The 25587-nt window shown below is 58.8% G+C and carries 21 protein-coding genes; 15 read left to right on the forward strand and 6 right to left on the reverse strand.

What is annotated here, in order from left to right; translation table 11 throughout:
* The first annotated feature begins 33 nt into the window (after nucleotides 1–33).
* Entirely contained in the window at nucleotides 34–1788 is a 1755-nt protein-coding gene (locus B9A13_RS00560; RefSeq protein WP_084233096.1) for an Rqc2 family fibronectin-binding protein, read from the forward strand.
* Between the two features lie 589 nt (nucleotides 1789–2377).
* Here B9A13_RS00560 and B9A13_RS00565 read toward each other — a convergent pair.
* The gene (locus B9A13_RS00565) at nucleotides 2378–3703 is read right to left on the reverse strand and encodes an Ig-like domain-containing protein (protein ID WP_143806826.1); all 1326 of its coding nucleotides are present in this window, start codon (nucleotides 3701–3703) and stop codon (nucleotides 2378–2380) included.
* 243 nt (nucleotides 3704–3946) lie between these two features.
* Nucleotides 3947–5107, reverse strand: a complete 1161-nt coding sequence (locus tag B9A13_RS00570; RefSeq protein ID WP_242942738.1) for an FtsW/RodA/SpoVE family cell cycle protein — start codon at nucleotides 5105–5107, stop codon at nucleotides 3947–3949.
* 284 nt (nucleotides 5108–5391) lie between these two features.
* On the opposite strand from B9A13_RS00570, the gene tsaE reads away from it, so the two are divergent.
* The 5 genes from tsaE (at nucleotide 5392) to B9A13_RS00595 (ending at nucleotide 9899) form a co-directional block, all read left to right on the forward strand.
* A complete protein-coding gene (gene tsaE / locus B9A13_RS00575) occupies nucleotides 5392–5838 on the forward strand; it encodes a tRNA (adenosine(37)-N6)-threonylcarbamoyltransferase complex ATPase subunit type 1 TsaE (protein ID WP_084233097.1) in 447 nt (148 codons plus the stop codon).
* A complete protein-coding gene (tsaB, locus tag B9A13_RS00580) occupies nucleotides 5819–6514 on the forward strand; it encodes a tRNA (adenosine(37)-N6)-threonylcarbamoyltransferase complex dimerization subunit type 1 TsaB (RefSeq protein WP_084233098.1) in 696 nt (231 codons plus the stop codon). Before tsaE ends, tsaB begins: the two co-directional genes overlap by 20 nt.
* A gap of 11 nt (nucleotides 6515–6525) precedes the next feature.
* Entirely contained in the window at nucleotides 6526–7155 is a 630-nt protein-coding gene (upp, locus tag B9A13_RS00585) for a uracil phosphoribosyltransferase (RefSeq protein ID WP_084233099.1), read from the forward strand.
* A 270-nt stretch (nucleotides 7156–7425) separates the two neighbouring features.
* Nucleotides 7426–8478, forward strand: coding sequence for a D-alanine--D-alanine ligase family protein (locus B9A13_RS00590; protein WP_084233100.1), 1053 nt, complete (start codon nucleotides 7426–7428; stop codon nucleotides 8476–8478).
* Between the two features lie 59 nt (nucleotides 8479–8537).
* The gene (locus B9A13_RS00595; RefSeq protein WP_278308993.1) at nucleotides 8538–9899 is read left to right on the forward strand and encodes a UDP-N-acetylmuramoyl-tripeptide--D-alanyl-D-alanine ligase; all 1362 of its coding nucleotides are present in this window, start codon (nucleotides 8538–8540) and stop codon (nucleotides 9897–9899) included.
* Here the strand turns inward: B9A13_RS00595 and mtnA are convergent.
* Nucleotides 9880–10905, reverse strand: coding sequence for an S-methyl-5-thioribose-1-phosphate isomerase (gene mtnA, locus B9A13_RS00600; protein WP_084233102.1), 1026 nt, complete (start codon nucleotides 10903–10905; stop codon nucleotides 9880–9882). The two genes, B9A13_RS00595 and mtnA, sit on opposite strands and share 20 nt — an antisense overlap.
* 202 nt (nucleotides 10906–11107) lie before the next feature.
* Here mtnA and abc-f point away from each other — a divergent pair, with 202 nt between their 5' ends.
* The 6 genes from abc-f (at nucleotide 11108) to B9A13_RS00630 (ending at nucleotide 17889) form a co-directional block, all read left to right on the forward strand.
* On the forward strand, nucleotides 11108–12997 hold the full coding sequence (gene abc-f / locus B9A13_RS00605; protein ID WP_084233103.1) for a ribosomal protection-like ABC-F family protein: 1890 nt from the start codon (nucleotides 11108–11110) through the stop codon (nucleotides 12995–12997).
* Complete coding sequence (locus B9A13_RS00610) at nucleotides 12994–13485, forward strand: flavodoxin family protein (protein WP_084233104.1); 492 nt, start codon at nucleotides 12994–12996, stop codon at nucleotides 13483–13485. The genes abc-f and B9A13_RS00610 overlap by 4 nt, the downstream gene beginning before the upstream one ends.
* A 96-nt stretch (nucleotides 13486–13581) precedes the next feature.
* On the forward strand, nucleotides 13582–14655 hold the full coding sequence (gene prfA, locus B9A13_RS00615; RefSeq protein WP_084233105.1) for a peptide chain release factor 1: 1074 nt from the start codon (nucleotides 13582–13584) through the stop codon (nucleotides 14653–14655).
* A 20-nt stretch (nucleotides 14656–14675) separates the two neighbouring features.
* On the forward strand, nucleotides 14676–15710 hold the full coding sequence (locus tag B9A13_RS00620) for an L-threonylcarbamoyladenylate synthase (RefSeq protein WP_084233106.1): 1035 nt from the start codon (nucleotides 14676–14678) through the stop codon (nucleotides 15708–15710).
* Between the two features lie 145 nt (nucleotides 15711–15855).
* On the forward strand, nucleotides 15856–16452 hold the full coding sequence (gene coaE, locus B9A13_RS00625) for a dephospho-CoA kinase (RefSeq protein ID WP_084233107.1): 597 nt from the start codon (nucleotides 15856–15858) through the stop codon (nucleotides 16450–16452).
* 21 nt (nucleotides 16453–16473) lie between these two features.
* Complete coding sequence (locus tag B9A13_RS00630; RefSeq protein ID WP_084233108.1) at nucleotides 16474–17889, forward strand: aminopeptidase; 1416 nt, start codon at nucleotides 16474–16476, stop codon at nucleotides 17887–17889.
* Between the two features lie 294 nt (nucleotides 17890–18183).
* Here B9A13_RS00630 and ypeB read toward each other — a convergent pair whose 3' ends face one another.
* Nucleotides 18184–19557, reverse strand: coding sequence for a germination protein YpeB (gene ypeB, locus B9A13_RS00635; protein WP_084233109.1), 1374 nt, complete (start codon nucleotides 19555–19557; stop codon nucleotides 18184–18186).
* A gap of 275 nt (nucleotides 19558–19832) precedes the next feature.
* On the reverse strand, nucleotides 19833–20267 hold the full coding sequence (locus B9A13_RS00640) for an Hsp20/alpha crystallin family protein (RefSeq protein ID WP_084233110.1): 435 nt from the start codon (nucleotides 20265–20267) through the stop codon (nucleotides 19833–19835).
* Between the two features lie 405 nt (nucleotides 20268–20672).
* Here B9A13_RS00640 and B9A13_RS00645 point away from each other — a divergent pair, with 405 nt between their 5' ends.
* The 3 genes from B9A13_RS00645 to B9A13_RS00655 all read left to right on the forward strand — a co-directional run bounded on the left by B9A13_RS00645 (nucleotide 20673) and on the right by B9A13_RS00655 (nucleotide 23334).
* Complete coding sequence (locus B9A13_RS00645; protein ID WP_084233111.1) at nucleotides 20673–20960, forward strand: putative quinol monooxygenase; 288 nt, start codon at nucleotides 20673–20675, stop codon at nucleotides 20958–20960.
* 23 nt (nucleotides 20961–20983) lie between these two features.
* Complete coding sequence (locus tag B9A13_RS00650) at nucleotides 20984–21799, forward strand: nitroreductase family protein (protein ID WP_084233112.1); 816 nt, start codon at nucleotides 20984–20986, stop codon at nucleotides 21797–21799.
* Nucleotides 21800–21945: 146 nt separating this feature from the next.
* Nucleotides 21946–23334, forward strand: coding sequence for a S41 family peptidase (locus B9A13_RS00655; RefSeq protein ID WP_084233113.1), 1389 nt, complete (start codon nucleotides 21946–21948; stop codon nucleotides 23332–23334).
* 98 nt (nucleotides 23335–23432) lie between these two features.
* Here the strand turns inward: B9A13_RS00655 and gltX are convergent, their stop codons facing one another.
* The gene (gene gltX / locus B9A13_RS00660) at nucleotides 23433–24926 is read right to left on the reverse strand and encodes a glutamate--tRNA ligase (protein WP_084233114.1); all 1494 of its coding nucleotides are present in this window, start codon (nucleotides 24924–24926) and stop codon (nucleotides 23433–23435) included.
* Nucleotides 24927–25587 lie beyond the last annotated feature (661 nt).

Below are 25587 nucleotides of genomic sequence, written 5' to 3' on the forward strand. Positions count from 1 at the left end.
AAGCTGCTATCTGATACACGGGAGAGAAATAATATGCCCATGGACGCAGTCTGCCTCGGCGCCGTAATGAACGAACTTTCGCCCCGGCTCGTGGGAGCCAGGATTGACAAAATACATCAGCCCGAGCGGGACGAGGTGATCCTCTCCCTGCGCGGGAACCTCCGGCTGCTTCTTTCCGCCTCTCCGGGCGGTTCCCGCCTTCAGTTCACGTCTTTGGGCAGGGAAAATCCCGCCTCGCCCCCCATGTTCTGCATGCTCCTGCGAAGGCACCTCACCAACGGAAAGATCCTGGCCCTGCGCCAGCCCCCCATGGAGCGCATCGTTGAGATCGACATTTCCTCCGCGGACGAAATGGGGGAGCCCACCCTGCGCACCCTGGTGCTGGAAGCCATGGGGCGGGGGGCGAACCTTCTCCTGCTGGATGAAAACCGCCGCATTCTGGACTGCCTGCACAGGATCTCTCCCGACGAGGCAACCAAGCGCCGTCTTCTGCCGGGCCTGTACTACCATCCTCCCGCGCCTCAGGAAAAGCTGTCTCTTCTGAATACCGGCGGGGAGGAGCGGGGCCGCCTTCTGGACGCCGCCCCTCCGGAACTGGAGCTGGACCGCTGGCTGATTCAAACCTTTGCCGGCTTTTCTCCCCTGGTCTGCCGCGAGTTGGTTTTCCTGGCCGTTTCCGGAGCGGACGCCCGTCTGTGTCAGCTGGATTTCGCGCAGAAGGAGCGCTTTCTCTCCGTTTTGGATTCTTTTCAGACTTATATCTCGGAGGGGCGGACCCAGCCTTATATCCTCCTGAGGGACGGCGCGCCCTTCGACTTTTCCTTTTTCCCCATAACCCAGTACGGTAACCTGGCGGAGCTTCGCCGGATGGAGAGCTTTTCCGCCCTTCTGGATTATTTTTTCGGGGAGAGGGAATCCCGGGAGAGCATGCGCCGGAAAAGCGCCGAACTCACAAAGGCCGTCTCCACCGCCAGGGACAGGATCGCCCGCCGTCTGGCTCAGCAGGGCAAAGAGCTGGAGGCAACATATGACAGGGACCTTTTCCGCCGCCGTGGAGATATCCTGACGGCGAATCTTCACAGGATGAGCCGGGGCATGTCCTCCCTTACCGCCGAGGATTTTTACGATCCCGAAAACAGGGAAGTGGAGATCCCTTTGGACTCCCTTCTCTCCCCTCAGGAAAACGCCGCCCGGGCTTACAAATCGTACACCAAGGCCAAAACCGCCGCTAAAATCCTCGCGGAGCAGATTACTCTTGGGGAAGCGGAGCTTTCCTATCTGGACAGCGTCCAGGAGGAGCTTCATCGCGCGGAAGGAGAGAGGGACCTGGAGGAGATCCGCCGGGAGCTTTTGGACACCGGGTATCTTTCCAGAAAGAAATCTGGTTCCAGGCCGAAAAAGATGTCCCTTTCCGGGCCCCGTGAATTTTCCTCCTCCTCCGGCTTTCTCATCCAGGTGGGCCGGAACAACCGGCAAAACGACGAGCTTACCTTGCGCTCTTCGGAAAAGGGCGACCTCTGGCTCCACGCGAAAAATATCCCCGGCGCCCATGTTTTGATTCGTTCCCACGGAAAAGTCCCCGATGAGAAGACCGTCCTGGAAGCCGCCTCCCTCGCTGCGTATTACTCAAAGGGCAAAGACGGCGGCCTGGTCCCCGTGGACTGCACTCTAGCCCGCTTTGTGAAAAAGCCTGCCGGAGCAAAACCCGGCATGGTGATTTACACCGGCGAAAAGACCATTTCCGCCCGTCCGGAAGAGGCCCTCTTAAAATCCCTTTCGAAAGGCTGAACGCTTTCTCCTTCCGGGAAGTATTTTATGGGTTCGATTCAATGATACTCATCGGCAATGTCAATGTTTTATTCCTGCTATCCCTCGCCTCACATGGCTTCTGGCGAATAATATATAATTAACATATATAAATTTGTATAATTTAGCGATTGCGGATTTTTTCCTTCCCCGATATACTGTTACAAAGAGTCGGTTTTCGGTATTCTCTCTATAAACCCCAGGGCTCTTACAGCCCGTTAAGAACCCTTAAATGACAAAGCGAAAACTCCTCCGGAAACGGAGGAGTTTTCGTCAGTCTGTCGAAAAAGCCTCGCAGAGTTTCGCCGCCGGAGCGGTGAAATAAAATCGTATCATTTTCGGGTGCGGCGTGTACGTGCCCGAAAATACTTCTCAGGCTGCAAGCGTCGAACCGTCCGCCTGTTGCGGACGGCGAGGCGCGCGGAAGACTGCAAGCCCTTTTATCGGAAAAGGCGTTCCGCCTTTTCCGACAAGCTAGCGAAAACTCCTCCGGAAACGGAGGAGTTTTCGCTAGCTTCTTCGATCATTGGTTTATAGTTTCTATGAAACCGCATCTGCCCGGTATGCCTTTTTACTTAAACCAGCTCAAAAGCCCGCCGGAGGTCTCTCTGGCTTCCACCACGTCCAGGGCAGCGGTGATCATCTCCGCAGCGTCTCCCCGGGTGACGAGCCGCGTCAGGTTCAGAGAACCCGTGCGGTCCGCGATGATGACGCCGGTGGACTCCAGGTTATACGCCGCCTGATACGCCCAGGCCGGAATCATGGCCTCGTCCGTGTAGACCGCCGCCGGTGTCACGTCGGTAAAGCCCATGGCGCGGTTCAAGATCACGGCTGCCTCCGCGAAGGTGATGGGCGCGTCCGCGGAAAACGCGATCTCTCCCTCATCGTCAAATACGCCCTTGATGATGCCCGATTTCAGCGCCGTTGCTACATAGGGCCTCATCCAGGAGGGAATGGTGCCGTCGTCGGCAAAGCCCGTGGCGCTCACCTGGGACAGGTCCGTAATCCCTGCCGCCGTCAGGGCCATTACCACAAAGCTGCCCCGCGTCACCTGAGTGTCCGGGTGGAAGAAGTACTGGTCGCCCAGCGCCTCCCCGGTGAACACCTCCATCTCGGCAAGGCGGATCGCCGCCGCGTGGGCGGGGTTGTCCTCCATGTCGGAATAGGTTACGCTGGTCCTGGCCTTGTCAATCTTGATATTGACGATCGCGGATTCCGAGACGTTGCCCACCGAGTCGACGGCGGTGTAGGTGAAGCTGTCCTTGCCCGTCTTATTTTCATATGGCTTGTAGACAAAGGCAGCTGTGCCGTCGTCCGCCAGGATCACCTCGCCCCTGGCGGGCTTCTCCACGATCTGATAGGTGAGGGTGTCGCCGTCCGGGTCGATGGCGGAAAAGCTGCCCGTCACCGCGATGTTTTTATAGGTCTTCAGTTCCAGGTTCCTGGCTACGGGAGCGCTGTTTTCCTTGGTCAGCAGGTGCAGCGTCACCGTAACGGGATCCGTCCCCGTTACCCCGCCCGATATGGGAAGGAAGGTGAAGCTGGTGGTGGTCTCGTCCGCCGCGGAGGGATAGAATTTCAGTCCCTCGATGGCGCTCATGGATACCACATATCCTGTCTGAACGTCCTGGGAGGCGAATTTCAGGACGCCCGTCTCGGAGTCGGGCAGAGATGTGATGATGATGCTGTCCACGGCGGGCTTGGCCGCAAAATCTCCCGCTTCAAAGGTGATGGCTTCGTTGGATACGGCGTTTTTGGAAAATGCGGACACCGCCGTCTCGTCCCCGCCTCCGAACCCGAAGAGAAATGCCGACGCCGGCGTGATGAAAAGTACCGCAAAGGCGCAAAGGAGGAAGAATGGGACGGCGCGCCGCGCGATTTTAGCGATTTCTTTCAAAGCTGTGACCTCCTTGATGAATATGGTGGGCCGAAAGGAATAAGATCACAGTTATTGTTTGCCGCGAAAGCAATAATATACCGTCTTGTCCAATAAATTCTTCCGAAAAAACCGCAGGGGAAACGGGCGTTCTAAGTTTACATAATATATAACAAAGCAACACCGGAACAAAGTTGTTCCGGTGCTTTCTCATTACAATTTGTTATATTATACCAATAGTATCCTTTTCCGGCAGATTTTTGCCTACCGCCTGTCGTTCCTGCCCCTGAGCCATCGCGGAAGCGATCGCATTTTAACTCCCGATATGATGCCCATTGCCGCAAAGAGCGAGACGATGGAGGTCCCGCCGTAGCTGAAAAAGGGAAGGGTCAGCCCGATCACCGGGGTGAGGAAAAGGCACATCCCGATATTTTCCACGATCTGAAAGATCAGCATCCCCGCGATCCCCACGCAGATCAGGGCGGAAAAATCATCCTTGGCGTTCACCGCCACATAGATGCACCGTATGACGACGGCCGCCAGAAGGATGATGATGAGCACGCACCCGATCATCCCCAGCTCTTCTCCCGCCACGGAAAAGATAAAATCCGTGTGCTTTGCGGGAAGCGCCGTTGTGCTGGCTTTTTGTGTCTGCGTCCCGTGAAAGAGCCCCTGCCCCGTCAGTCCGCCGGAACCCAGGGCGAGCACGCTCCGGTTCTGCTGCCAGCCGATGCCCAGCGGGTCCAGGCTGTGGTCGAAGATGACCAGGATCCGGTTTCGCATGTATTCCGGTATCCAGCCTTTGATCCATGCCGCCGCAAACCCGCCGCCGCCAGCGGCAAAAGCCAGGATGAACCACCGCAGCTTCACTCCGGCGGCGAATGCCATGGCCAGGAAGATGAACAGGTACACCAGTACCATTCCCGCGTCTTTAGATGCGGCGTAGATCAGTCCCGCCATGAACAGGACGTGCGCACCCATCTGAAATACGGAGCCCGGCGAGCTGATTCCCCAGGATTTGAGATAGGACATCTGCCGCGCCATAAGTAGGATAAAGGTGATCTTCACCACCTCCGCCGGCTGGATCCCCACGGGAAACCAGGACGGGCGCAGCCAGCTGCGGTTTCCCGTTCCGCCTTCCACGCCGAATACGAAAAGGGAGGCGATAAAGATCACATTGAAAAGAAAAATCCAGCGCCACCTTTCCAGGATCGGATCCAGGTCCAGAAAGGTAAAGAAGGCAAACAGAAAAACGCCCAGGACCAGGGCGGCCGCCTGTATGATCACATACCGCAGGCTCCCCGTGGAATGGGTCGCGCTTGCGATGAGAAGGATTCCGTATAAAGTGGAGCCGCAGCACAACGACAGAAGGAGCATGTCCCCCTTTTTGAAAAAATCCCGAAGAACGGATCCGGCGCTGTTCACGGCTTCACTTCCTTTCCCCGCCGGGTTCCCGGCGTTTTTCCGCAGGCGGCGCATACCGCTGATTCCCGGGGCTTTCGTGCCCCCGCGGATCCCCATCATTGTATCATCGCTCCCCGCAATAGTAAAGGGGGCTTTGGTTTGCCTTTGCCGGCGCCCGCCGTCCCCGGAAATTTATTGGATTGTTTTGAAACTTTCCCTTCAAGGTGGTATACTGTCTTTGTATTTACGGCGTGCGCCGGAGGTTTTCGGCTCCGCGCCGGCCGGCGGAAAGGGGAAAATACCGGATGAAGCTTCTCTCCCGCAGCGAAAAGGAAACCGAAACTCTCGGGGAGCGGCTGGGCGGCCTGCTGAAACCCGGCGACGTCGTCGCCATGTACGGCGGGCTCGGCGCGGGGAAAACCGCCTTCGTCCGCGGTCTTGCCAGGGGCCTGGGATATTCGGGCAGGGTCACCAGCCCCACCTTTACCCTGGTAAACGAATACGAGGGTCGTTTGCCCCTTTTTCACTTCGACCTGTACCGGATAGACGGCGCCGGGGAGCTCTTCGACCTGGGCTGGGACGATTACCTGGAAAGAGGGGGCGTCTGCGCCGTGGAATGGAGCGAAAACGCGCCCGGGCTCTTTGATTCCGTACCCCTGCGGTTGTATTTTACCCCTTCTCCGGAAAATGAAAACTGGCGCGAAATCGTCATGGAAGGGAAGGAGCCTCGTTTTGCTGATTTTAGCCCTTGAATCCTCCTCCGTCTGCGCCTCCGCGGCACTCGCGGAGGACGGCAGGCTGCTCTCCCAGTATTTTCTGAACAGCGGCGGGACTCACAGCCGCACGCTGATGCCCATGCTGGAGGACATGCTGAAAAACGCCGCCGTCCCTCTGGAGCGCGTGGACGTGGTGGCGGTGGCCGCCGGCCCGGGCTCCTTCACCGGGGTGCGCATCGGCGTGGCCGCCGCAAAGGGCCTTGCCTGGGCTGCCGGAAAGCCCTGCTGCCCCGTCTCCTCTCTGGAGGCCATGGCCATGCCCGTGTCCCACATGGATGGAACCGTGGTTTCGGTGATGGACGCGAGAAGGCAGCAGGTCTACAACGCTCTTTTTTGCGCCCGGGGCGGGGTTTTGACCCGTCTCTGCCCCGACAGGGCCGTCGGGATTGAAGAACTGGCTCAGGAACTGAAAAAGGAAGAAAATCCGAAGATTTTGGTTGGAGACGGCGCTCAGCTGTGTTATAATCAAATATCGGAATTTGGCGTTTCCCTGGCCCCGCCGCATCTGCGGATGCCCGGCGCCTGGGGTGTCGCCATGGCTGCCTTTCCAAAGGCCGCCGCGGGAGAGCTGGTGGACGCGAAGGAGCTTCGCCCTGTCTATCTTCGTCTCTCCCAGGCCGAGCGGGAGCGCTTGGAGAAACTGAAAAAGTAAGGGGATATACTATGGAGAATCTGCACGTTCTCAATCATCCGCTGCTGCAGCACAAGCTGTCCATTCTGCGGGACAAGAATACGGGAGTCAAGGATTTCCGCGAAATCGTGGCCGAAATCGCGACCCTCATGTGCTATGAGGCCACCCGCGACCTGCCCCTCATGGATGTGGAAATCGAAACCCCCGTGGCCAAGGCCAGGGTAAAGGTTTTGGCGGGCAAAAAACTCGCCCTGGTCCCCATTCTCCGGGCCGGTCTCGGTATGGTGGACGGCATCATCACCCTCATCCCCTCGGCCAAGGTCGGCCATATCGGGCTCTACCGCGACCCCGACACCCTGGAGCCGGTGGAGTATTACTGCAAGATGCCCGCTGACATTTCCGAGCGTGACATCATTATCCTGGACCCCATGCTGGCCACCGGCGGGTCGGCTTCCGCCGCGATCCAGTTTCTCAAGAACTATGAGTGCAAAAGCATCAAGCTCATGAACATCATCGCCGCCCCCGAGGGGATCCGCCGCATTCAGACCGATCATCCCGACGTGGATATCTTCTGCGCCGCGGTGGACGATCACTTAAACGAGCACGGATACATCGTCCCCGGCCTCGGCGACGCGGGAGACCGTATCTTTGGCACCAAATAGATTCGCTGATAACAAGGGCTGTCTCCGATACCGCCGGTATTGGGGCAGCCCTCTTCATTTTCCCGGTCACGGCAGGATCCTGCAGAAAAGTTTAAACGGGACGCGGTGTCTTTCTCAAAGACGGAGACGTCGCGCGCGCCGCGCTTTTTCTGTTGAGATTGCCAAATCTCCGTGCTATACTGTTTCTGTCTCGTTTTAAAAACAGAATAGGCCGGTTCGCCGGATTTCTCCGCCGTTTCCGGTTATATCTTCTTGGAAAGCTGGGTTCTCATGAATATTGTCGTATTGGCGGGGGGGCTGAGCCCTGAGCGGAACGTCTCCCTTTCCACCGGCAGCCTGGTCTGCAAAACCCTTCGCGGCGCCGGGCACAAGGCGGTGCTGGTAGACCTGTTTTTGGGTCTTGAAAACTGGTCCGGGGATCCTTCCCGTATTTTTGATGCGGAGGACGGCCTGTGCATGGATTATGCGGTCTCCGAAACCGAGCCCGACCTGGAGGCCGTGAAGGCCTCCCGCAAAAGCGGGGAGCTGGGCATCTTCGGCAAGGATGTGATCCGGGTCTGCTCCATGGCGGACATCGTCTTTCTGGCCCTTCACGGGGGCTGCGGCGAGGACGGCAGGCTTCAGGCCGCCTTCGATCTCATCGGCATCCCGTACACCGGCTCCGGTTATCTGGGCAGCGCCATCGCCATGGACAAGGATCTCACCAAGCGCATCGTGCAGTACAAGGGGGTGCTGACGCCCCGTTGGTATACTCTGGACTATGAGGAGCAAGATATTCCCGCCATCGTGGAAAGAACGGCGCTCCCCTGCGTAGTAAAGGTCGTGGGCGGCGGCTCCAGCATCGGCGTCGCCCTTCCCAAGACGCCGGAAGAGCTGGAAGCGGCCCTTCGGGACTTTTTGAAATTCGGCGGGCGCATTATCGTGGAGCAGTACATCCGGGGCCGGGAGTTTTCCGTGGGCGTCCTGGAGGAAACCGCCCTGCAGCCCATTGAAATCATCCCCAAGGAGGGCTTCTACGACTATAAAAACAAATATCAGCCGGGCCTGACCACGGAGATCTGCCCCGCGGACATCCCGGACCAGATCCGCGCGCGCCTCATGTCCGCCGCCCTGGCGGTGCACCGTGCGATCCAGCTGAACGTCTATTCCCGCAGCGATTTTATCCTGGACGAAGGGGGAGACCCCTATTTTCTGGAGGTCAACACCCTCCCCGGCATGACCCCCACGAGCCTCATACCCCAGATGGCCCGCGTCGCTGGTTACTCCTACGAGGAGCTCTGCCGCAGGATTATCAAGGCTTCCGCGAAAATCCGGGGAAAATAAACGGTCCGGGAACTCTGACAAAAAAGGAGGGAGCCTCCCTGGAAGCGAAAGTAACCGAAATCCTCTCCGCGTCGGGAGGAAAACTCCTCGCGGGGGACCCGGAGGGGTCCGTCTCCGGCGTCTGTCTGGACAGCCGGAAGGTGCCCCCCGGCTCCCTGTTCATTCCCCTTCCCGGAGACCGGTTCGACGGCCACGATTTCCTGGACGCGGCTCTGCGTTCGGGAGCCGCCGGAGCCCTCGCCTCACGGACGCCGGAGAGCCTTATCCCGGGAAAATTCTACATTCTGGTTCCCGATACCCGCGCCGCCATGGGCCGTCTCGCCGCGTGGCACAGGAGCAGATTTGACCTGCCCGTCTTCGCCGTCACCGGCAGCGTGGGGAAGACCACCACCAAGGATATGCTCTTCTCCGTCCTCTCCTCCCGTTTTCGGGTCCACAGGACCGAAGGGAACTTCAACAACGACGTGGGCGTGCCCCTTACGCTGTTCGGCTTGGAGAGTTTCCACGGGGCCGCGGTGGTGGAGATGGGGATGAACCATCCCGGGGAGATCCGCGCCCTTTCCGCCATGGTGCGGCCCGGGTATGCCGTGATCACCAACATCGGGGATGCTCACATCGAATATCTGGGCAGCCGGGAAAACACCCTCAGGGCCAAGTGCGAGGTTTTCGAGAATATCGACCCCCGCGGCGCCGCCGTGCTCAACGCCGACGATCCCCTCTTGCGCTCTCTCCGGGGAAAGCTCCCCGTTCCCGCCCTGTGGTGCGGCACGGCGGAGGATGCCGATGTCCGGATGCTGGATATCTCCTCCGGGGCGGACTGCGTCCGCTGCCGCGTGGAGTCGCCCTGGATTCGGGGACCACTGGAAATTCCCGCCCCCGGCCGCCATATGATCTATCCCGCCGCCATGGCCGTCGCCGCCGCCGGCCTTCTGGGCCTTACCCCTCTGGAAATCCGCGCGGGGATCGAGGCCTTCCGCTCCGGAAGCCTGCGCATGAACCTGATGGAACTGTCCGGGGACCGGACGCTGCTGGTGGACTGCTACAACGCAAATCCCCAGTCCATGCTCGCTGCCGTTGAAATTCTGGCTTCCGCCCCCCGGGGGGAAAAAATCGCCGTTCTTGGGGATATGGGCGAGCTGGGAGAGCTGGGGCCGAAGGCTCACTACGAAACCGGCCTTGCCCTTGGTCATTTTGGCATCGGCAGGCTCATCGCGGTGGGGCCCCTTTCCCGGCGCATCCGGGACGGGGCGGACGACTCCGGCGTCCCGCGCACCGCCTGGTATGAAACAAAGAAAGAGGCCCTGGAAGACCTCGCCACCCTCCCGGGGGACAGCGCGGTGCTTCTCAAGGCCTCCCATGCCATGCATTTTGAGGAATTTGCGGATTTTATCGTAAGCCGCTTCAGCCGAACAGTGCCCTGAGGTTCTCCTCGAAGGGCGGGTAGACGACGCCCTTATCCGTGATGATCCCCGTCACCAGGCTGTGGGGCGTCACGTCGAAGGCGGGGTTATAGAGGATCGCTCCCTCCGGCGCCAGCTGGATATCCCGGATGTGACTGATTTCTCTTCCGTTTCTCTGCTCGATGACGATCTCCTCCCCCGAGGGAAGGGACAGGTCGATGGTGGACCCCGGCATGGCGGTGTAGAAGGGGATCCCATGGTGCTTCGCCAGCACCGCTACGGAATAGGTCCCGATCTTGTTTGCAAAATCCCCGTTTGCGGCCACGCGGTCGGCCCCCAGCACCACCATCTGGATCTTTCCCATGCGCATCAGGCTTCCCGACATACTGTCGGTGATCAGCGTGGTGGGGATTCCGTCCCGTACCAGCTCGTAGGCCGTCAGCCGCGCGCCCTGAAGAAGGGGGCGCGTTTCGTCGGCATAGACCATGGAGACCTTTCCCTGGGAATGGGCAGCCCGGATGACTCCCAGGGCGGTGCCGTATCCGCCGGTTGCCAGGGCCCCCGCATTGCAGTGTGTGAGGATTCCGGCCCCCTGGGGCACCACCGCGGCGCCGAACCGGCCGATGGCCCGATTCATCTCCACGTCCTCCCGGTGGATCTCCTGGGCCGCCGCCCGGAGGGACGGAAGGGCCGAGGGGCTCCGCCCGAAGCGTTCCAGTACGGAATCCATCCGGCCCAGCGCCCAGAACAGGTTCAGGGCCGTGGGCCGCGTGGAGGCGATCTTCTGCCGCGCCCTTGCCATGGAGGCGGAAAACTGTATCGCCGGCTGCCCGGAGTATTCCTTGGCGGCCAGAAAGTACGCGTATGCCGCGGTGATCCCGATGGCGGGAGCGCCCCGCACCACCATGGTGACGATGGCCTCTGCCGCCGCCCGGTAATCGGTGTATTCGATCCAGACCTCCTCGGCCGGGAGCTTTGTCTGGTCCAGCAGATACAGGATATCGTTCTTGAATCGGATTGCTTCCATAGTCGCCTCCTGAAATGATACATGTCCGGTAATGCCGGGCCTTTGATACAATAATAAAATAACGATGCGTTCCGCGGAATGCGGCATGGGCGGCACCGCCGCCCGCAGTGCGTTAACCAGGCAGGGCCATCCTTCCGGCACAGCGCTTGTCCTGCAGCCATTATACTACATGCCGGAAATAATGCAACACGGAGAACATCCAATGACGGACATACTGGTCTCGGGACTTGTGAAGTCCTTTGAAATAGGGAAGAATATTCTGGACGGCCTGACCTTTCAGGTCTTCGCGGGGGAACGTGTGGGTCTGCTGGGCCGCAACGGCGCCGGGAAGACCACCGTCTTCCGCATCCTCGCCGGCCTTATGGGGTACGACGAGGGGGAGGTTTTTCTGTCCCCCGGCCGCCGCCTGGGCCTCATCTCCCAGATCCCCGTATACCCGGAAGGCTTCGTCGTGGAGGACGTCCTGCGTTCCGCCTTTTCCGAAGTGTTCGCCCTTCAGTCGGAGATGGACGCCCTGGCAAACGCTATGGCGGAGGATCCCTCGGAGGCGAATCTGAAAAAATACGGGGAACTGTCCGCCCGGTTCGAGGCTTTGGGCGGATACGGCGCGGAAACCGCGCTCAACAAGGTCTCAAACGGCCTGGAGCTCTCCTCCATGCGGGACAGGTTGTTCGATACCCTCTCCGGCGGGGAGAAGACCCGGGTGAACTTAGCCCGTCTCATCCTGGAGGATACGGACATTCTCCTGCTGGACGAGCCCACGAATCATCTGGATATCCGGTCTGTCGAGTGGCTGGAGGATTATCTCTCCTCCTTCCGCGGCACCGTCCTGGTCATATCCCACGACCGGTATTTTCTCGACAGCGTGGTCACCCGTATCGTCGAGCTGGAAAACGGAAAAGCTGAGCTTTATTCGGGAAACTACAGCTTTTACGCCGAGGAAAAGGAGGCGCGGTATCAGGAGCGCCTTCGGAGATACGAAATCGAAGAGGCCAAAATCGCCCAGCTTTCCTTTGCCGCCGAGCGAATGCACGGCTGGGCCCAGCGAAACGCCAAGCTCCACCGCCGCGCCTTCGCCATGGAAAAGCGCATCGAGCGCATGAAAAAGACCGAGCGCCCCGTGAAGGAGCGGGAGATGAAGGCGCGGTTTCGCTCTATGGAGTTTCACGGGGACGAGGTCCTGATGCTGGATTCCGTTTCCAAGAGCTTCGGCGAGCGCACTCTCTTCCGCAGCCTGGAGCTTCTGGTGGAGGGCGGGGACCGGATCGCCCTCATCGGGGACAACGGAACGGGGAAGACTACCCTCCTGCGGATTCTTCTGGGGGAGGAGCCGCCGGACACCGGCCGCCTCCGCCTGGGTCCCGCCGTCCGGGCGGCATTTCTGCCCCAGGTGGTGCGCTTCGAGCATCCGGAACGCTCGCTGATGGATACGCTCCTTTACGAGCTGGACTGCACGCCCCAGGCGGCGAGAAACCGCCTGGCCGCCTTCCGCTTTCAGGGGGAGGACGTATATAAACCCGTTTCCGTCCTCTCCGGCGGGGAGCAGAGCCGCCTTCGCCTGTGTATGCTCATGGACGGGAGCATCAATTTCCTCATCCTGGACGAGCCAACGAACCACCTGGACATCCAGTCCCGGGAGTGGATCGAAAGCGCTCTGGAGGAGTACGAGGGAACCCTGCTCTTTGTCTCCCACGACCGGTATTTTGTCAGCCGCTTCGCCACCCGCATCTGGGAACTCCGGGACGGCGGCCTCACCGATTTCGACGGGGATTACGAAACCTACAGGGCGCTGTGCGCCAAAGAGGAAAAATCCCCCCGTGAAGGGAAGGAAGAATCCCGGAAAGAGCCCCGCCGGAAACCCGGGAAATCCTCCGGGCCCGATCCTCTTTCTCTCTGCGAGGAGGAGATCGCCTTTTTGGAGGAGCGCGGAAGAAAGATCGAAGGGGAACTGGAAGCTCTGGCAAATCAGGGCACTTCGTACGATTATATGAAAAGCGCCGAGCTGCGGAGGGAATCCGACGAGCTGGAGGGGCGCCTCGAGGAACTCTACCTCACATGGGAAACGCTGGCGGAAGGGAAGGAATCAATTTGAAGACGCTTCTGGTCTATTATACCCGTACCGGCAAAACCGAAACCGCTGCAAAGGAGATTGCCTCCCGGATCGGGGGAGATCTGGTCCGGATCGACGACGGGCGGGACCGCAAAGGGATTCTCGGCTTCATTCTCGCGGGTTTCGACTCGGTGAGCGAGCGCAGCACCGGCCTTCTGCCCGTGGAACTTCCCGCGCCGCTGGCCGATTACGGCCTCGTTGTGGTCTGCTCTCCCGTATGGGCCGCCCGCCTTTCTCCCGTTGTCCGCACCTTTCTTTCCACTTACGGGCATGCCCTGCCCGCCGCCGCCTGGCTTCTGACCCGGGCGGGCACCAACGCTTACGAAACTCTTTTCGACGCGATGGATTCTCTTTCCGGGAACCGTCGGATCGCCGCCGTCTCCCTCCAGCCGGGGGACCACCTCTACGGCGGGATGCTGGACGCTTTTGTCCGGGAGATTTCCGGCGCCGCCGGCTCCTCCGGAAAATGATTGCCCTGCCGGCACTTTACAAAAGACCCCCTTCTGTGGTAACATATGCCTGCTGTCCGGTGGGCTCGTTCCCGCCGGAGGAAAAGGAGCAAATATATGCTGGAAAAGCTGCGCCTCGTTGAAGAGCGCTATATGGAAATCGAGCGGCGTCTGTCCGATCCCAACGTCTATGCCGACAGGGAACAGGTGACCCGCCTCAGCCGTGAGCAGAAGGAGCTGACCCCCCTGGTGGAGGCCTATCGGGCTTACCGCATGGCGGAGCGGGAAGCCTCCGAGGCCCGCGCCCTTCTGGATGATCACCTGGAAGCCGACTTCCGGGAAATGGTCCAGGAGGAATATGACCGCGCCCGTTCCGATATGGAGCGCCTGGAGCAGGAGATGAAGGTCCTGCTGCTGCCTGCCGACCCCAACGACCAGAAAAACGTGATCGTGGAGATCCGCGGCGGCGCCGGCGGGGAAGAGGCGGCGCTCTTTGCCGCGTCCCTTTTCCGGATGTATTCCATGTATGCCGAGCGCTGCCGATGGAAGGTTGAAATCACGAATATAAATGAAACCGAGCTGGGCGGCATCAAGGAAATCAGCTTCATGATCGTGGGCGAGGGCGCCTTTTCCCGCCTGAAGTTTGAAAGCGGGGTCCACCGGGTCCAGCGTGTGCCCGACACCGAGTCCTCCGGCAGGGTGCACACCTCCACGGTTACCGTGGCGGTTCTCCCCGAGGCCGAGGATGTGGAGCTGGAGCTCAATCCCGCGGATATCCAGACCGACACCTTCCGCTCCAGCGGCGCGGGAGGCCAGCACGTAAACAAGACCGAAAGCGCCATCCGCCTGACCCATATTCCCACCGGGATCGTGGTGGAGTGCCAGGATGAGCGCAGCCAGTATAAAAACCGGGAACGGGCCATGAAGATCCTCCGCTCCAAGCTTCTGGATGCAAAGCGGCAGGAGCAGACCTCCGCCATCGCCGCCGAGCGCCGCAGCCAGGTGGGCACCGGCGACCGCAGCGAACGCATCCGTACCTATAACTTCCCCCAGGGTCGGGTGACGGATCACCGCATCGGGCTGACATTGTATAAAATCGACGCGATTATGAACGGCGATCTGGACGAACTGGTGGACACTCTGGTCACCGCCGATCAGGCCGAGCGCCTCAGGGCGGGAGAAGAATCCTAAATCCGATTCGGGAGGCAGCCATGAATACCCAGATTTTTAAAATCAGCGATCCGGAAAGAGAACGGGACAAGGTGGAGGCGGCAGCAAAGCTTCTCCGGGAGGGGAAGCTTGTGGCCATTCCTACCGAGACCGTTTACGGTCTCGGCGCCAACGCCCTGGACCCCCGCGCCGTGAGCCGGATCTTTGTCGCCAAGGGCCGCCCCCAGGACAATCCCCTGATTGTCCACATTCCGGATGTCTCCAGCCTGGAGGCTTACTGCCTGGAGATACCCGACAGCGCTTACCGTCTTGCGGAACTCTTTTGGCCCGGGCCCCTCACCATGGTGCTCAAACGCAAGGCCCTGATTCCGGACATCGTCACTGCGGGCCTTCCCACCGTGGGCATGCGCTGCCCCCGCCATCCGGTAACCTCCGCCATCCTCCGCGCCGCCGGAGTTCCCGTGGCGGCCCCTTCCGCCAACCTCTCGGGCCGTCCCAGCCCCACCGCCGCTTCCCATGTCCTGGACGACCTGGATGGGAAAATAGACGCCGTGGTGGACGGCGGGCCCTGCGCCGTGGGCGTGGAATCAACCATCGTGGATTTGACCGTATCGCCGCCCCGCCTGCTGCGGCCCGGCGGCATCGTCCCCGAGCAGCTCCGCCAGGTCCTGGGCGGCCTGGTGATCGACAGGGCGGTCCTGGGCCCCCTGAAAGATGGGGAGGTCGCCCGTGCTCCCGGCATGAAGTACAAGCACTACGCCCCCTCCGCTTCCGTCGTCATGGTCCGCGGGGAGGCTTCCAAAGCCGCCGCCTATATCAATTCCCGGCCCGCCGCCGGCGCCGCCGTCCTCTGCTATGAGGAGGAGGCATCTATGTATCCCGGCTTCTCCGTTCTGCCCTATGGGAAAAAAACCGAGCCGGACGCTCTCGCCCGGAACCTTTTCGGGCTTCTGCGCACGCTGGACAAGCTCCGAATCGAAACGGCTTACGCCCGGTATCCCGAGGGGGAGGGCCTGGAGCTGGCCGTGCAGAACCGCCTGAACCGCGCAGCCGGTTTCCGGCTCGTGGAAGTATAAACGGACTGCGCAGTTTCTGTTTTATAATTGCGTTGTTTCCCTTTGTCTTCTTCTCTTTTATGGCAAGAGATGAATTACCTGTCTGCAGCCGCGCTTTTGACTTTCTCTGCCGAAACCGCGGCATCCTGCTTTTTCGGAGGACGACATGTTTATCATCGGTATCACCGGCGGCACCGGAGCGGGGAAAACCACCGCCCTTCGGGTAATGGAAGAGTTGGGCGGATATGTGGTGGATTGCGACGAGCTTTATCACGATCTGCTGCGGGAGAGCGAAATGCTGAAGCTCGAGATCGTGGAACAGTACGGCGATGTGCTCACCGACGGCCAGATCGACAGAAAAAAGCTGGGGGAGATTGTGTTCCGCGACGAGGCCAGCCTTTTGGAACTGGAGAATATCAGCCATCGGTATGTGAAGGACGAATTGGGAAAAGCTATGGATATCCAGCGCCGAAACGGCCGGCGCCTCTTCGCGGTGGACGCCATAGCCCTGTTTGAAAGCGGCCTTTCGGAACTCTGCGATGTCGTGGTGGGCGTCATTGCCGCGCCCGAGGTCCGCATCCGCCGTATCATGGCCAGGGAAGGGATCGGCGAGGAATACGCGCGCCTTCGCGTAAACGCTCAGAAACCGGATTCCTTTTACCGGGAGCGCTGCAATCTGATTCTGGAAAATAAAGACGAGCCCCCGGAAATATTTGCCTCTCATTGCAGAAAGGTATTTTCCGAAATGCTCATGAATCGGTAAATCAATCAAAGGAGTTTTTATATGGACAACAAAGTGGAATCAGCATTTGAAAAAGTAAAAAACGAACTCTTTTATCAGCAGAAAAACAGCTTCGACCTGGTGTCCCCCGAGGATCTGAACCAATGCAACCTGTATTGCAGCGGCTATAAGCGCTTTCTCGACGAAAGCAAAACTGAGCGGGAAGCGGTGGCCGTCTCCATCCGCCTGGCGGAAGAGAAAGGTTTTCGTCCCTACGTCCGCGGCATGGCTGTCAAAGCCGGAGACAAACTCTATTTCAACAACCGGGACAAGGCCCTTATCCTGGCCGTCGTGGGCACCCGGCCCCTCTCCGACGGCGTTCATATCGGCGCTGCCCATATCGACGCCCCCCGTCTGGATCTGAAGCAGCATCCTCTCTATGAGGAGGCCGAAATGGCCTATTTCAAGACCCATTACTACGGAGGCGTGCGGAAATATCAGTGGGTAGCGGTCCCCCTGGAGCTCCGCGGCGCCGTCGCCCTGAAGGACGGATCCGTGGTAAACGTCTCCGTGGGCGCCGGCCCGGACGACCCCCTCTTTGTCATTACCGATCTGCTGCCTCACCTGGCCTCCGAGCAGTCCAAGAAACCCCTGGGGGAGGCCATTCCCGGGGAAAGCCTGAATATTCTCCTGGGCAGCCGTCCCTTCCCGGGTACAGAAAAGGACACCGAGCGGGTCAAACTCATGGCCATGTCCTTGATTCATGAAAAATACGGCATTACCGAGGCGGATTTCCTCTCTGCGGATCTCTGTATGGTCCCCGCCATGAACGCCCGGGACCTGGGCTTCGACCGGAGCCTCATCGGAGCCTACGGGCATGACGACAGGGTTTGCGCTTATGCGGCCTTCGCCGCCCTTCTCGGTGCGGAAGCACCGGAGTTTACCGCCGTCTGCGTCCTTGCGGACAAGGAGGAGACCGGCTCCGATGGGGTCAGCGGCATGCAGTCTGCCGCTTTCGACACCTTCATCGGGGACCTCTGCCGGACCCAGGGCGTGACCCTGGACGCCTGCTTTGAAAAGTCCCGCTGCCTCTCCGCCGATGTGACGGTAGCTTTCGACCCCAGCTTCCCCGAGGTTTACGAAAAGCGCAACGCAGCCAGGATCAACTACGGTGTGGGTCTCTGCAAGTACACCGGCTCCCGGGGCAAATCCGGCTCTTCCGACGCTTCGGCGGAGCTCATCGCCTATTTCCGCGGCCTGTTTGATAAAAACAACGTCTCCTGGCAGATGGCCGAAATGGGCGCGGTGGACGCCGGCGGCGGAGGCACTGTCGCCAAATATATGGCAAACCGCAACATCGATACCCTGGACGCCGGCGTCGCGGTCCTCTCCATGCACTCCCCCTACGAGGTGGTCTCCAAGCTGGATTGCTATATGACCTATAAAAGCCTTCTCGTCTTTTATAAAGCCGGGGAATAATGAATTAAAACAGCGGGCCGCCCTTAACCGGGCGGCCCATTTTCCTTTTCCTCTTAACGTCGTGCACACTCAGTCCTTGCAGACTTATTGGACCCCGCAACCCAAAACCCGAATCCCCCAGATTACAGTCAATCTTCTGAATCGTCGCACAGAGCAGCTTTTCGCAGACCGGAGCCTCTTGGTCTGTTTTCGGTGACTTTTTGCAGAAACAAAAAAGTTACCCCCAGCGGGGAACGCTCCCCTCCCGTCCAGACTCCCGTAATAATGTCAAGCAATGATTATCATGCTTGCCTATTACATCGTCAGCGTTCCGTTTTCGCTCTCGATGAGGATAAGGATTTTCGCCTGTTGCCCGGTGACGGCGTTGACATAGATGATATAGTGCCGCCCGTCCGCCGTTTCGCATTTGAATTCGTGGCAGAAGATCTCATATTTTCCTTCCGTGGGGATGACGGTCATCTGATGAGCCAGAACGGTAAGATCGGAAGCCACCAGCTTTTTTGCCTCCTCCTCGGAAACGGACGCCGCGGGTATGCTCCGGGCCGTATGGCTCATGATATACCCCTTCGCGTCATATCCGATGATTCCTCCGTCGTCCATGGCCAGAGCCACCTTAACAAGGTCCGGATAACAGATCACGCCGTCCTGAACGTAGGCGAAATTGATGGTGATGATGTTTCCCTGCAGGGTGTAATAGCTCTCCTTCATGCTGTCCATGCCGTTGGAAGTCAGAAAGTCCTTGGCGATGGCCACCGCGTCCTCCGTCCGGATATCCGTGGAAGGAACCGCTCGGGAGTTGCATAGGTTTAAAACGACGCCGCCCCGCTTGGTCACCTCCAGGGAGATTTCGCTTCCTTGCTCGTCAACGGAAAAGAGGTAGGTGGGGAGCTTTCCTTCGCTCTCGCCGTCCAGCCGGAATTTATCCTCCGGTATCCCCAGAAACTCCGCCGCCGCTTTCATGGCTTCCGCGTCCGTCACCTCGTCCTTGTCCTGGAGAAACAGCGGTTCCATGGTTTCAATATGCTCGGAAAACGGCCCGTCGTAAATAAGGGTCGGCATTTCGGGAAACTCGCTTTCCATCAGCCGGAAACTGTTGTCCAGCGTGCTGGAGGTCGCCTCCGCCTCCGCGGAGGAAAGCTGGCTCTGCGCCCGGTTCAGCTCTTCCAGGGTGATCACCCCGCTGTTGATGTCCTGCTGCAGGTCCTGGAGGTTTTGCGCCAGTACGGCGGAACTGTCCGCCAGAGTCCTCAGGGCATTCTCTTCCGTTTCCCCGAATACCGCTCCCGAAGCCGCGTTTTTGGACAGCACATAGGCGTAGTCCCCAACGGTGGATAAGAAGGAGGCTGTGTTTTCCAGCGTAACGTGGGAGTAAGAGAGCTGGGACACCGCCATCTGCGCCGCCGTCGCCTTTCCGTAGATCTCCGTGCACAAAGAGGCGGCCATGGCGGGCGTCGTGGCATACAGCCCCTTCTGCAGCGCCGTGTCCAGCTCGCTCATGTTCGTGGTCAGCTCCGCGAAGGCTCTCTGATAGGTGTTGTTCAGCTGAAGCTTATAATACTGCGCCTGGGCATAGTTGCTCCATGCGATGCCCGCTGTGACGGCAAAGGCCGCCGCGATGTAAGCGATCACCCGGACGGCGGCTCGCCGGCCCATTCTTCTCCCTTTCATTCCGCTCTGCCTCCTTTGAATCCCGGCGTCTGCGTCGTAATTTCAGGCTCTTGGATACTGTCTCAGCAGACCGCCCGGTGTCCGTATTTTTGCCGATTTTCCGTATTGTATCCGAATGTCTGGATAAGAAAGCAGAATTTGTTTCGGCGGGAATGATACCGGAAGAAATCTCCCGGTCGTAGAAGCCCTGCCGGAAGCGCGGGGAAGCGATCCACGAAAACGGCGGCGCCCCGATTGGGGCGCCGCCTGTGCATGAGAGGGATATATCAAAATGTTTACTGGATGTCGATCTTCTTTTTGTTATCCGCGGGGAGCTCTGCTTTCGGGCAGGTAACGGACAGCACGCCGTTAGTAAGCTGCGCGGTGATTTCCTCCGTTTTGACATTCTCCAGGACGAAGCTTCTGCGGAATACGCCCGTTTTGCGTTCGCGCCTTAAGAACTGGCCGTTTTTGCCCTTTTCCTCGCTGCTTTCGTCGACATGTGCCGTTACGGTCAGGCAGTTGTCGCTGAGATCAATCTCCAGGTTATCCCGGTTCAGTCCGGGGACCTCCACGTCGATGATGTAGCTCTTTTCTGCCTCGCGGATATCGGCCTTCATTCCCGAACTCACGCTGGGGAAAAAGCTGTCGCCGAAGAAATTGCCCAGCAGGTCGGAGGGCCAGAGAGAATCCTTGCCACCCCAGGGTATCAGCGAATTGTTGTTTCTCATTTCTAATCCTCCTCAGATTTTATATCGGTATTTGTAGTATGCATATTTTTTATGTTTAGGCGGAATCTCTTGCTGTTTTCCGCTTCCGTATTAAGAGTAACACTATGGTCAGTAATAGTCAAACCTCCTTTCCGCTCCTGTGCGTTTTAATTTCACCATCTCTGACCATTAGGCGAAGCCATCTTGCTCTTTCTTGACCGATCATGTGTTTTGAACGTTTTTCTCCCTTTCTTATATGGGGATTCCAGGCGTAATCCCGAAATAACCCGGATCGCTGCCGGACTTGCGGGAGTTTGGGATTGACAAGGTTTTCCTCCGATGTTACATTGAAATTACTCCAATTTCCGAGCGGAACAAGCCGCCTCATGGATTGGACCATCAAAAAGATCGGGAGGATTTAATCGTATGATAACCGTGGTTGCCAAGATTTTTGTCAAGGAAGGCAAGGCCGAGGAGTATAAGGCCGTGGCGAAAAAGCTGGAGGCCGTCACCAATTCCTCGGAGCCCGAATGCATCAGCTACCGGCTCTATGTGGATTCCAGAAACCCCGGTCAGTTTGCCTTTATCGAGGAGTGGGAGAGCAAGGAGTCTCTGAAAAAGCACGCCGCCTCCGCCCATTATCAGGAAGCTTCCGCGAAATTTTCAGAGCTGGTGGAGCGCAGCGAGATGACCATCTATAACAGAGCGGACTAAAATTCCGAAAGGATGCGCCTTTTATGCCCGGTATCTTTTCGTTCCCCCTGGAGGAAACGATCCGGCGCCGCCGTTCGGTCCGGAAATATTCCATTCGTCCTGTCCCGCGGGAATTGACGGATGATATCTCCCGGTATATCCGGACCCTTTCCGGTCCCTTTCCGGAAGAGGTCCGCTTCCACATGCTGGAAATGCCCGCCTTGGCGTCCGGCCGGACGCTCGGCACTTACGGCATGGTATCCGGCGCCTCCCGTTTCCTTGCCGCCTCGGTACGAAGCGGGAAAACCTGCCTGGAGGAGCTGGGGTATGAGTTTGAAACCCTCGTTTTGTATCTTACGTCCCTGGGTATCGGTACCTGCTGGCTTGCCACCTTTGACACTGCGGATTTCCGGAAGGATATGGACGTGGGGGAGGATGAGATTTTTCCCGCCGTCTGTCCTTACGGATACGCCGGAGAAAAAGCCGCTTCCGTGGGCAGAAAAAGCTGGGAGGAGCTCTATTTCGGCGGGGATTTCATAACGCCCCTCACCAGAGCCGCGGCGGGGGAGTACGCCCTGCCTCTGGAGCTTGCCCGCCTTGCCCCCTCCTCCTGCAATCTGCAGCCCTGGCGCGTCCTGAAAACCGGCGTCGGAATCTTTCATTTCTACGAATACAGCACCCCCGGCTTCAGCGACAAATTTCCTTACGACGTGCAGCGGATCGACATGGGCATCGCCGCCTGTCATTTTGGGCTTTCCGCAAAGGAAAACCGCCTCGCGGGAGGTTTCCGCGTGCTTGAAGCGCCGGACATTCCCACCCCTGAAAATTGGATTTACCGTTTTTCCTGGGTCTGCGGCTAAACTGTCAAAATAACCGGGTCCGGAGCTATGCGGCTCCGGGCCCTGCCGCGCTCCGGTTTCCACTGCTCCCTGCTCAGCTCTGAAGGGAGGAAAACATCATCCTTAAAGAAAAAATCGCGGCTTCTCTCCTGGCCGCGCTTCTGATTTTGTCCCTGAGCGCTTCCTCGGGAGAGAAAACAGTCGGCTGGAATACCTTCCTCCGGGATGTGAACCGGGAACGGGAGGAGACGCTGGCCGCTCCCTGGACCCAGGAGGAACAGGAGCGATTTCTGTCTTATCTTCCCGAGGACCCGGAGGAAAATGGCCTTCTGTCCCAGTCGGAACTGGAAGCTCTCACCATCCCTCATAACCTGAGCTCTTCTCTTTCCCCGCAGGAGGCGTGCTCCGACGTTGATCTCCTCTTCCGCCTTCTGAAAACCACTTACGGTGCCTACGACTTCTTAGGCGGCGACGAGGTTTTTCTACCCATCCGGGACAAGCTGACGGAAAATCTGGGCCGGGACGGTTCCCTGGACGGAAACGCTCTCGGCGTTCTTCTCTGGAACGCCCTGAGTCCCCGGATCGCCGACGGACACTTCAAAATAAACGGCGCCTCCGTCCTGAACGGCCGCAATATGCATACCTACTTCGTCCCAGGAATCGTACTGTCCCCGGACGACAACACGGACTGGACCCTTGCAAAGCCCACCGTCGGCCCGGACGGTTCCCTGTGCTGGGCCTATACTGCCCTGAGACGGGACGGGGAAGATCTTCCCAAAAGCGTTCTTCTAAACGGGAAGGAAATTTCTTTGGACTGGACGGAGATGAGGCCGACCGGCGCAATTTCCCCGATTTATTCCGACGACCTGCGCCTGGACGGCATTCCCTTAATCATTTCCCGTTCGCTTATATATTCTGAGGAAAACCTGCCTGATCTGAACCGCATGGCCGCCTCCGGCGCCGCGTTTTCCGGGGAGCCGGTGATCATTGTGGATCTCCGGGGAAACGGCGGCGGCAACAGCGGTTACGCGCAGGCCTGGGTTCAAAACTTTGCCGGCAGGGAAATTCGAAGGAAGCTTCTTTACGCCCAGAAGCGATCTGCCGCGCTTTCCGCCTTTCTTCACGGAGAAACCGTAGAGCTTGAATATTCCCCGGACTATATCCGGTCCATGGACTCCGGCTGGGGGACCTGGACCTCCGGCACCGTCGGCGGCGCCGTCGCGCCACACGAAGGCACCGTCTTCGTCCTGGTGAACGGCAGCGTCGGCTCCGCCGGGGAAGATTTTCTCCTGCTGCTCCGGACGGTTGAAAACGTGGTGGTGGTGGGAAGCAACACCTCGGGAACCGGCATTTGCGGCAATGTCTGTTATAGCTTCTGCCTGCCCCATTCTGGCGTTTCCGTCGGCTTCGGAACCAAACTGAACTTCAGTGAAACTCTGGAAAACCACGATGGAACGGGGTTTTTTCCGGACCTCTGGGTCAACCCGGATGACGCTCTGGACGCCGTCCTCCGCTTGTGCGCCCGGTACGGCCTTTCTCCCTCCGGCACCCAATGATCCTTGCTTTTACTATAAAAAAACGCCCGGAGCCAAAAAGCTCCGGGCGTCACGTCAGTTTTCGGCAGGGAAGGGGTAAGCCTTGCCTGAAATCCGCTTTACTCTCCCTCCAGCATCCGGATCCCTGTCCGGATGCGCCTGAGGCTCTCCTCCCGGCCCAGGATGTGGCAGATCTCCACGCCGCCTCCCGGCGTGGTCTGTTTTCCGGAAACCGCGATGCGCACCGGCCAGAGGAGGGTGCCGTTCTTGACCCCCAGGGCGGCCGCCAGGTTCATGAGGGCGTCGTGGATGGTCTCCCGTTCCCAGTCGGGAAGTTCCTCCAGCGTCTTTTCCGCATGGCACAGCATGTCCAGGGAAATCGCCCGGTCGGTCTTGCTCTTCTTGTTTACATAATACTCTGAATCATACTCCGGGAGGATATCGAAGAAATCCACCTGCTGCGGGATATCCGTCAGCCTCTCGCACCGGGGCTGCACCAGGGGAGCGATGAGCGCAGGGTCGATGGCCGGATTTTTCACGCTCTGCCGGATGTAGGGCTCCGCAAGAGTGAGAAACCGCTCCGGAGGCAGAGCGCGCAGATATTCGGCGTTAAAGTGGTCCAGCTTCGCCTTGTCGAAGATAGCGGGTGCCTTGTTGATTCCCGCGATGGAAAAGATCTCCGCCAGCTCTTCGAGGCTGTAGACCTCCCGCTCGCCTCCGGGGCTCCAGCCCAGAAGTGCCACGTAGTTGAGAACCGCCTCGGGGAGGTATCCCTCCCGGATGAGGTCGTCGTAGGTGGGGTCTCCGTGGCGCTTGGAAAGCTTGTGCTGCGCGTCCCGCATCACGGGCGGGCAGTGGATATACTGTGGGATCTCCCAGCCGAAGGCTTTGTAGAGAAGGTCGTACTTGGGCGCCGAGGAGAGGTATTCCGAGCCCCGCACCACATGGGTGATGCCCATGAGGTGGTCGTCCACCACGTTTGCGAAGTTATATGTCGGCAGCCCGTCGGACTTGAGGAGCACATTGTCGTCCAGGGTGTCGTTTTCCACCGTGATTTGGCCGTATACCATATCGTTTACCGTGGTGGTGCCTTCTCTGGGAATTTTCTGCCGTACAACGAAGGGAACCCCGGCCCCGGCCTTTTCGTCCGATTCCTCCGGGGACAGATTGGCGCACCTTCCGTCGTATTTTCCGCCGGGCGTGCCCTCCTCGTGCAGCTCCCGGAGCCTCGCCTCGTCGCAGAAGCACCGGTAGGCGCCGCCCAGCCGGATCAGACGCTCGGCGTATGCTTTGTAAATCTCCCGGCGCTCCGTCTGGATATAAGGGCCGCAGGGTCCTCCCAGATCCGGCCCCTCGTCGTGTCGCAGGCCGCACTCCCGTAGGGTTCGGTAAATGACGTCGGTGGCTCCCTCGATATACCGCGCCTGGTCGGTGTCCTCGATGCGCAGAAGGAAGGTCCCCTCCGCGTTTCTTGCGATAAGATAGGCGTACAGCGCCGTGCGCAGATTGCCCACGTGCATGTATCCCGTGGGACTGGGTGCAAAGCGGGTGCGAACGCCCCCCCTGGGGATGCGCTCTTCCATTTGGTTGAAATAGTCCTGATTCTGATTCATTCCCGCGCCTCCGGATAATTTTTCTTTGGCATGCCTATCATATCTTTAACCTTCCGCCCTTGTCAAGGCGCAGGAGGATTTTGCCTCCGAACGAACATCTTTCGTTTTTAATTTATACCGTTTTCAATTAGGTTAACATAATATTATTTCTCGACCTTCTTCAACGCCGCAAGCAGTGCGTTTTCGCAGACCCCTTGAACCCCACAACCCATGATACGGAGAGTCCCGATCGCGGGCTGTAAAACAGACCTCTTGTTACCGGGCTGTCCGTGCGTTCGAAACTACTAAAAGTCAATTTCTCATTAAGAGCACACACCGGAGCACCCCTCCTCGGAGCTCCAAGAGGCCGGGGCCTCTTGGTCTGTTTTTGGTGACTTTTTGCAGAAACAAAAAGTTACCCCCAGCGGGGAGCGCGCAGCTCCCGTCTAGACTTCTGTAAAAAACCGTAAGGATTTTGTGTAAAAATCCTTTTTCCTCATTTGGAAGAATGATTGCCAACCAACTTTGCTTTGTGTTACAATAGGCACAAATGCCGGTCTCCAGATTTTGCTGTGCGAAAGTATGGCAAAATCTTCATGCGCCGTCTTTCCTGCGTTTATCGCGGTGATATCCTGCGCATGAAGTTAAAAGATAGGGGTCCCGGCGTTCTCCGCGTCCTTGT

The sequence above is a fragment of the Papillibacter cinnamivorans DSM 12816 genome (genome assembly GCF_900176335.1).
Taxonomy (GTDB): domain Bacteria; phylum Bacillota; class Clostridia; order Oscillospirales; family Oscillospiraceae; genus Papillibacter; species Papillibacter cinnamivorans.

What these genes read in the sequence shown, in the direction of transcription:
- B9A13_RS00560 (WP_084233096.1), top strand. Translation starts at nt 34, where the DNA reads ATGCCCATGGACGCAGTCTGCCTCGGCGCCGTAATGAACGAACTTTCG.
- tsaE (WP_084233097.1), top strand. Translation starts at nt 5,392, where the DNA reads ATGAAGCTTCTCTCCCGCAGCGAAAAGGAAACCGAAACTCTCGGGGAG.
- upp (WP_084233099.1), top strand. Translation starts at nt 6,526, where the DNA reads ATGGAGAATCTGCACGTTCTCAATCATCCGCTGCTGCAGCACAAGCTG.
- B9A13_RS00590 (WP_084233100.1), top strand. Translation starts at nt 7,426, where the DNA reads ATGAATATTGTCGTATTGGCGGGGGGGCTGAGCCCTGAGCGGAACGTC.
- mtnA (WP_084233102.1), bottom strand. Translation starts at nt 10,905, where the DNA reads ATGGAAGCAATCCGATTCAAGAACGATATCCTGTATCTGCTGGACCAG.
- abc-f (WP_084233103.1), top strand. Translation starts at nt 11,108, where the DNA reads ATGACGGACATACTGGTCTCGGGACTTGTGAAGTCCTTTGAAATAGGG.
- prfA (WP_084233105.1), top strand. Translation starts at nt 13,582, where the DNA reads ATGCTGGAAAAGCTGCGCCTCGTTGAAGAGCGCTATATGGAAATCGAG.
- B9A13_RS00620 (WP_084233106.1), top strand. Translation starts at nt 14,676, where the DNA reads ATGAATACCCAGATTTTTAAAATCAGCGATCCGGAAAGAGAACGGGAC.
- coaE (WP_084233107.1), top strand. Translation starts at nt 15,856, where the DNA reads ATGTTTATCATCGGTATCACCGGCGGCACCGGAGCGGGGAAAACCACC.
- B9A13_RS00630 (WP_084233108.1), top strand. Translation starts at nt 16,474, where the DNA reads ATGGACAACAAAGTGGAATCAGCATTTGAAAAAGTAAAAAACGAACTC.
- ypeB (WP_084233109.1), bottom strand. Translation starts at nt 19,557, where the DNA reads ATGAAAGGGAGAAGAATGGGCCGGCGAGCCGCCGTCCGGGTGATCGCT.
- B9A13_RS00640 (WP_084233110.1), bottom strand. Translation starts at nt 20,267, where the DNA reads ATGAGAAACAACAATTCGCTGATACCCTGGGGTGGCAAGGATTCTCTC.
- B9A13_RS00645 (WP_084233111.1), top strand. Translation starts at nt 20,673, where the DNA reads ATGATAACCGTGGTTGCCAAGATTTTTGTCAAGGAAGGCAAGGCCGAG.
- B9A13_RS00650 (WP_084233112.1), top strand. Translation starts at nt 20,984, where the DNA reads ATGCCCGGTATCTTTTCGTTCCCCCTGGAGGAAACGATCCGGCGCCGC.
- gltX (WP_084233114.1), bottom strand. Translation starts at nt 24,926, where the DNA reads ATGAATCAGAATCAGGACTATTTCAACCAAATGGAAGAGCGCATCCCC.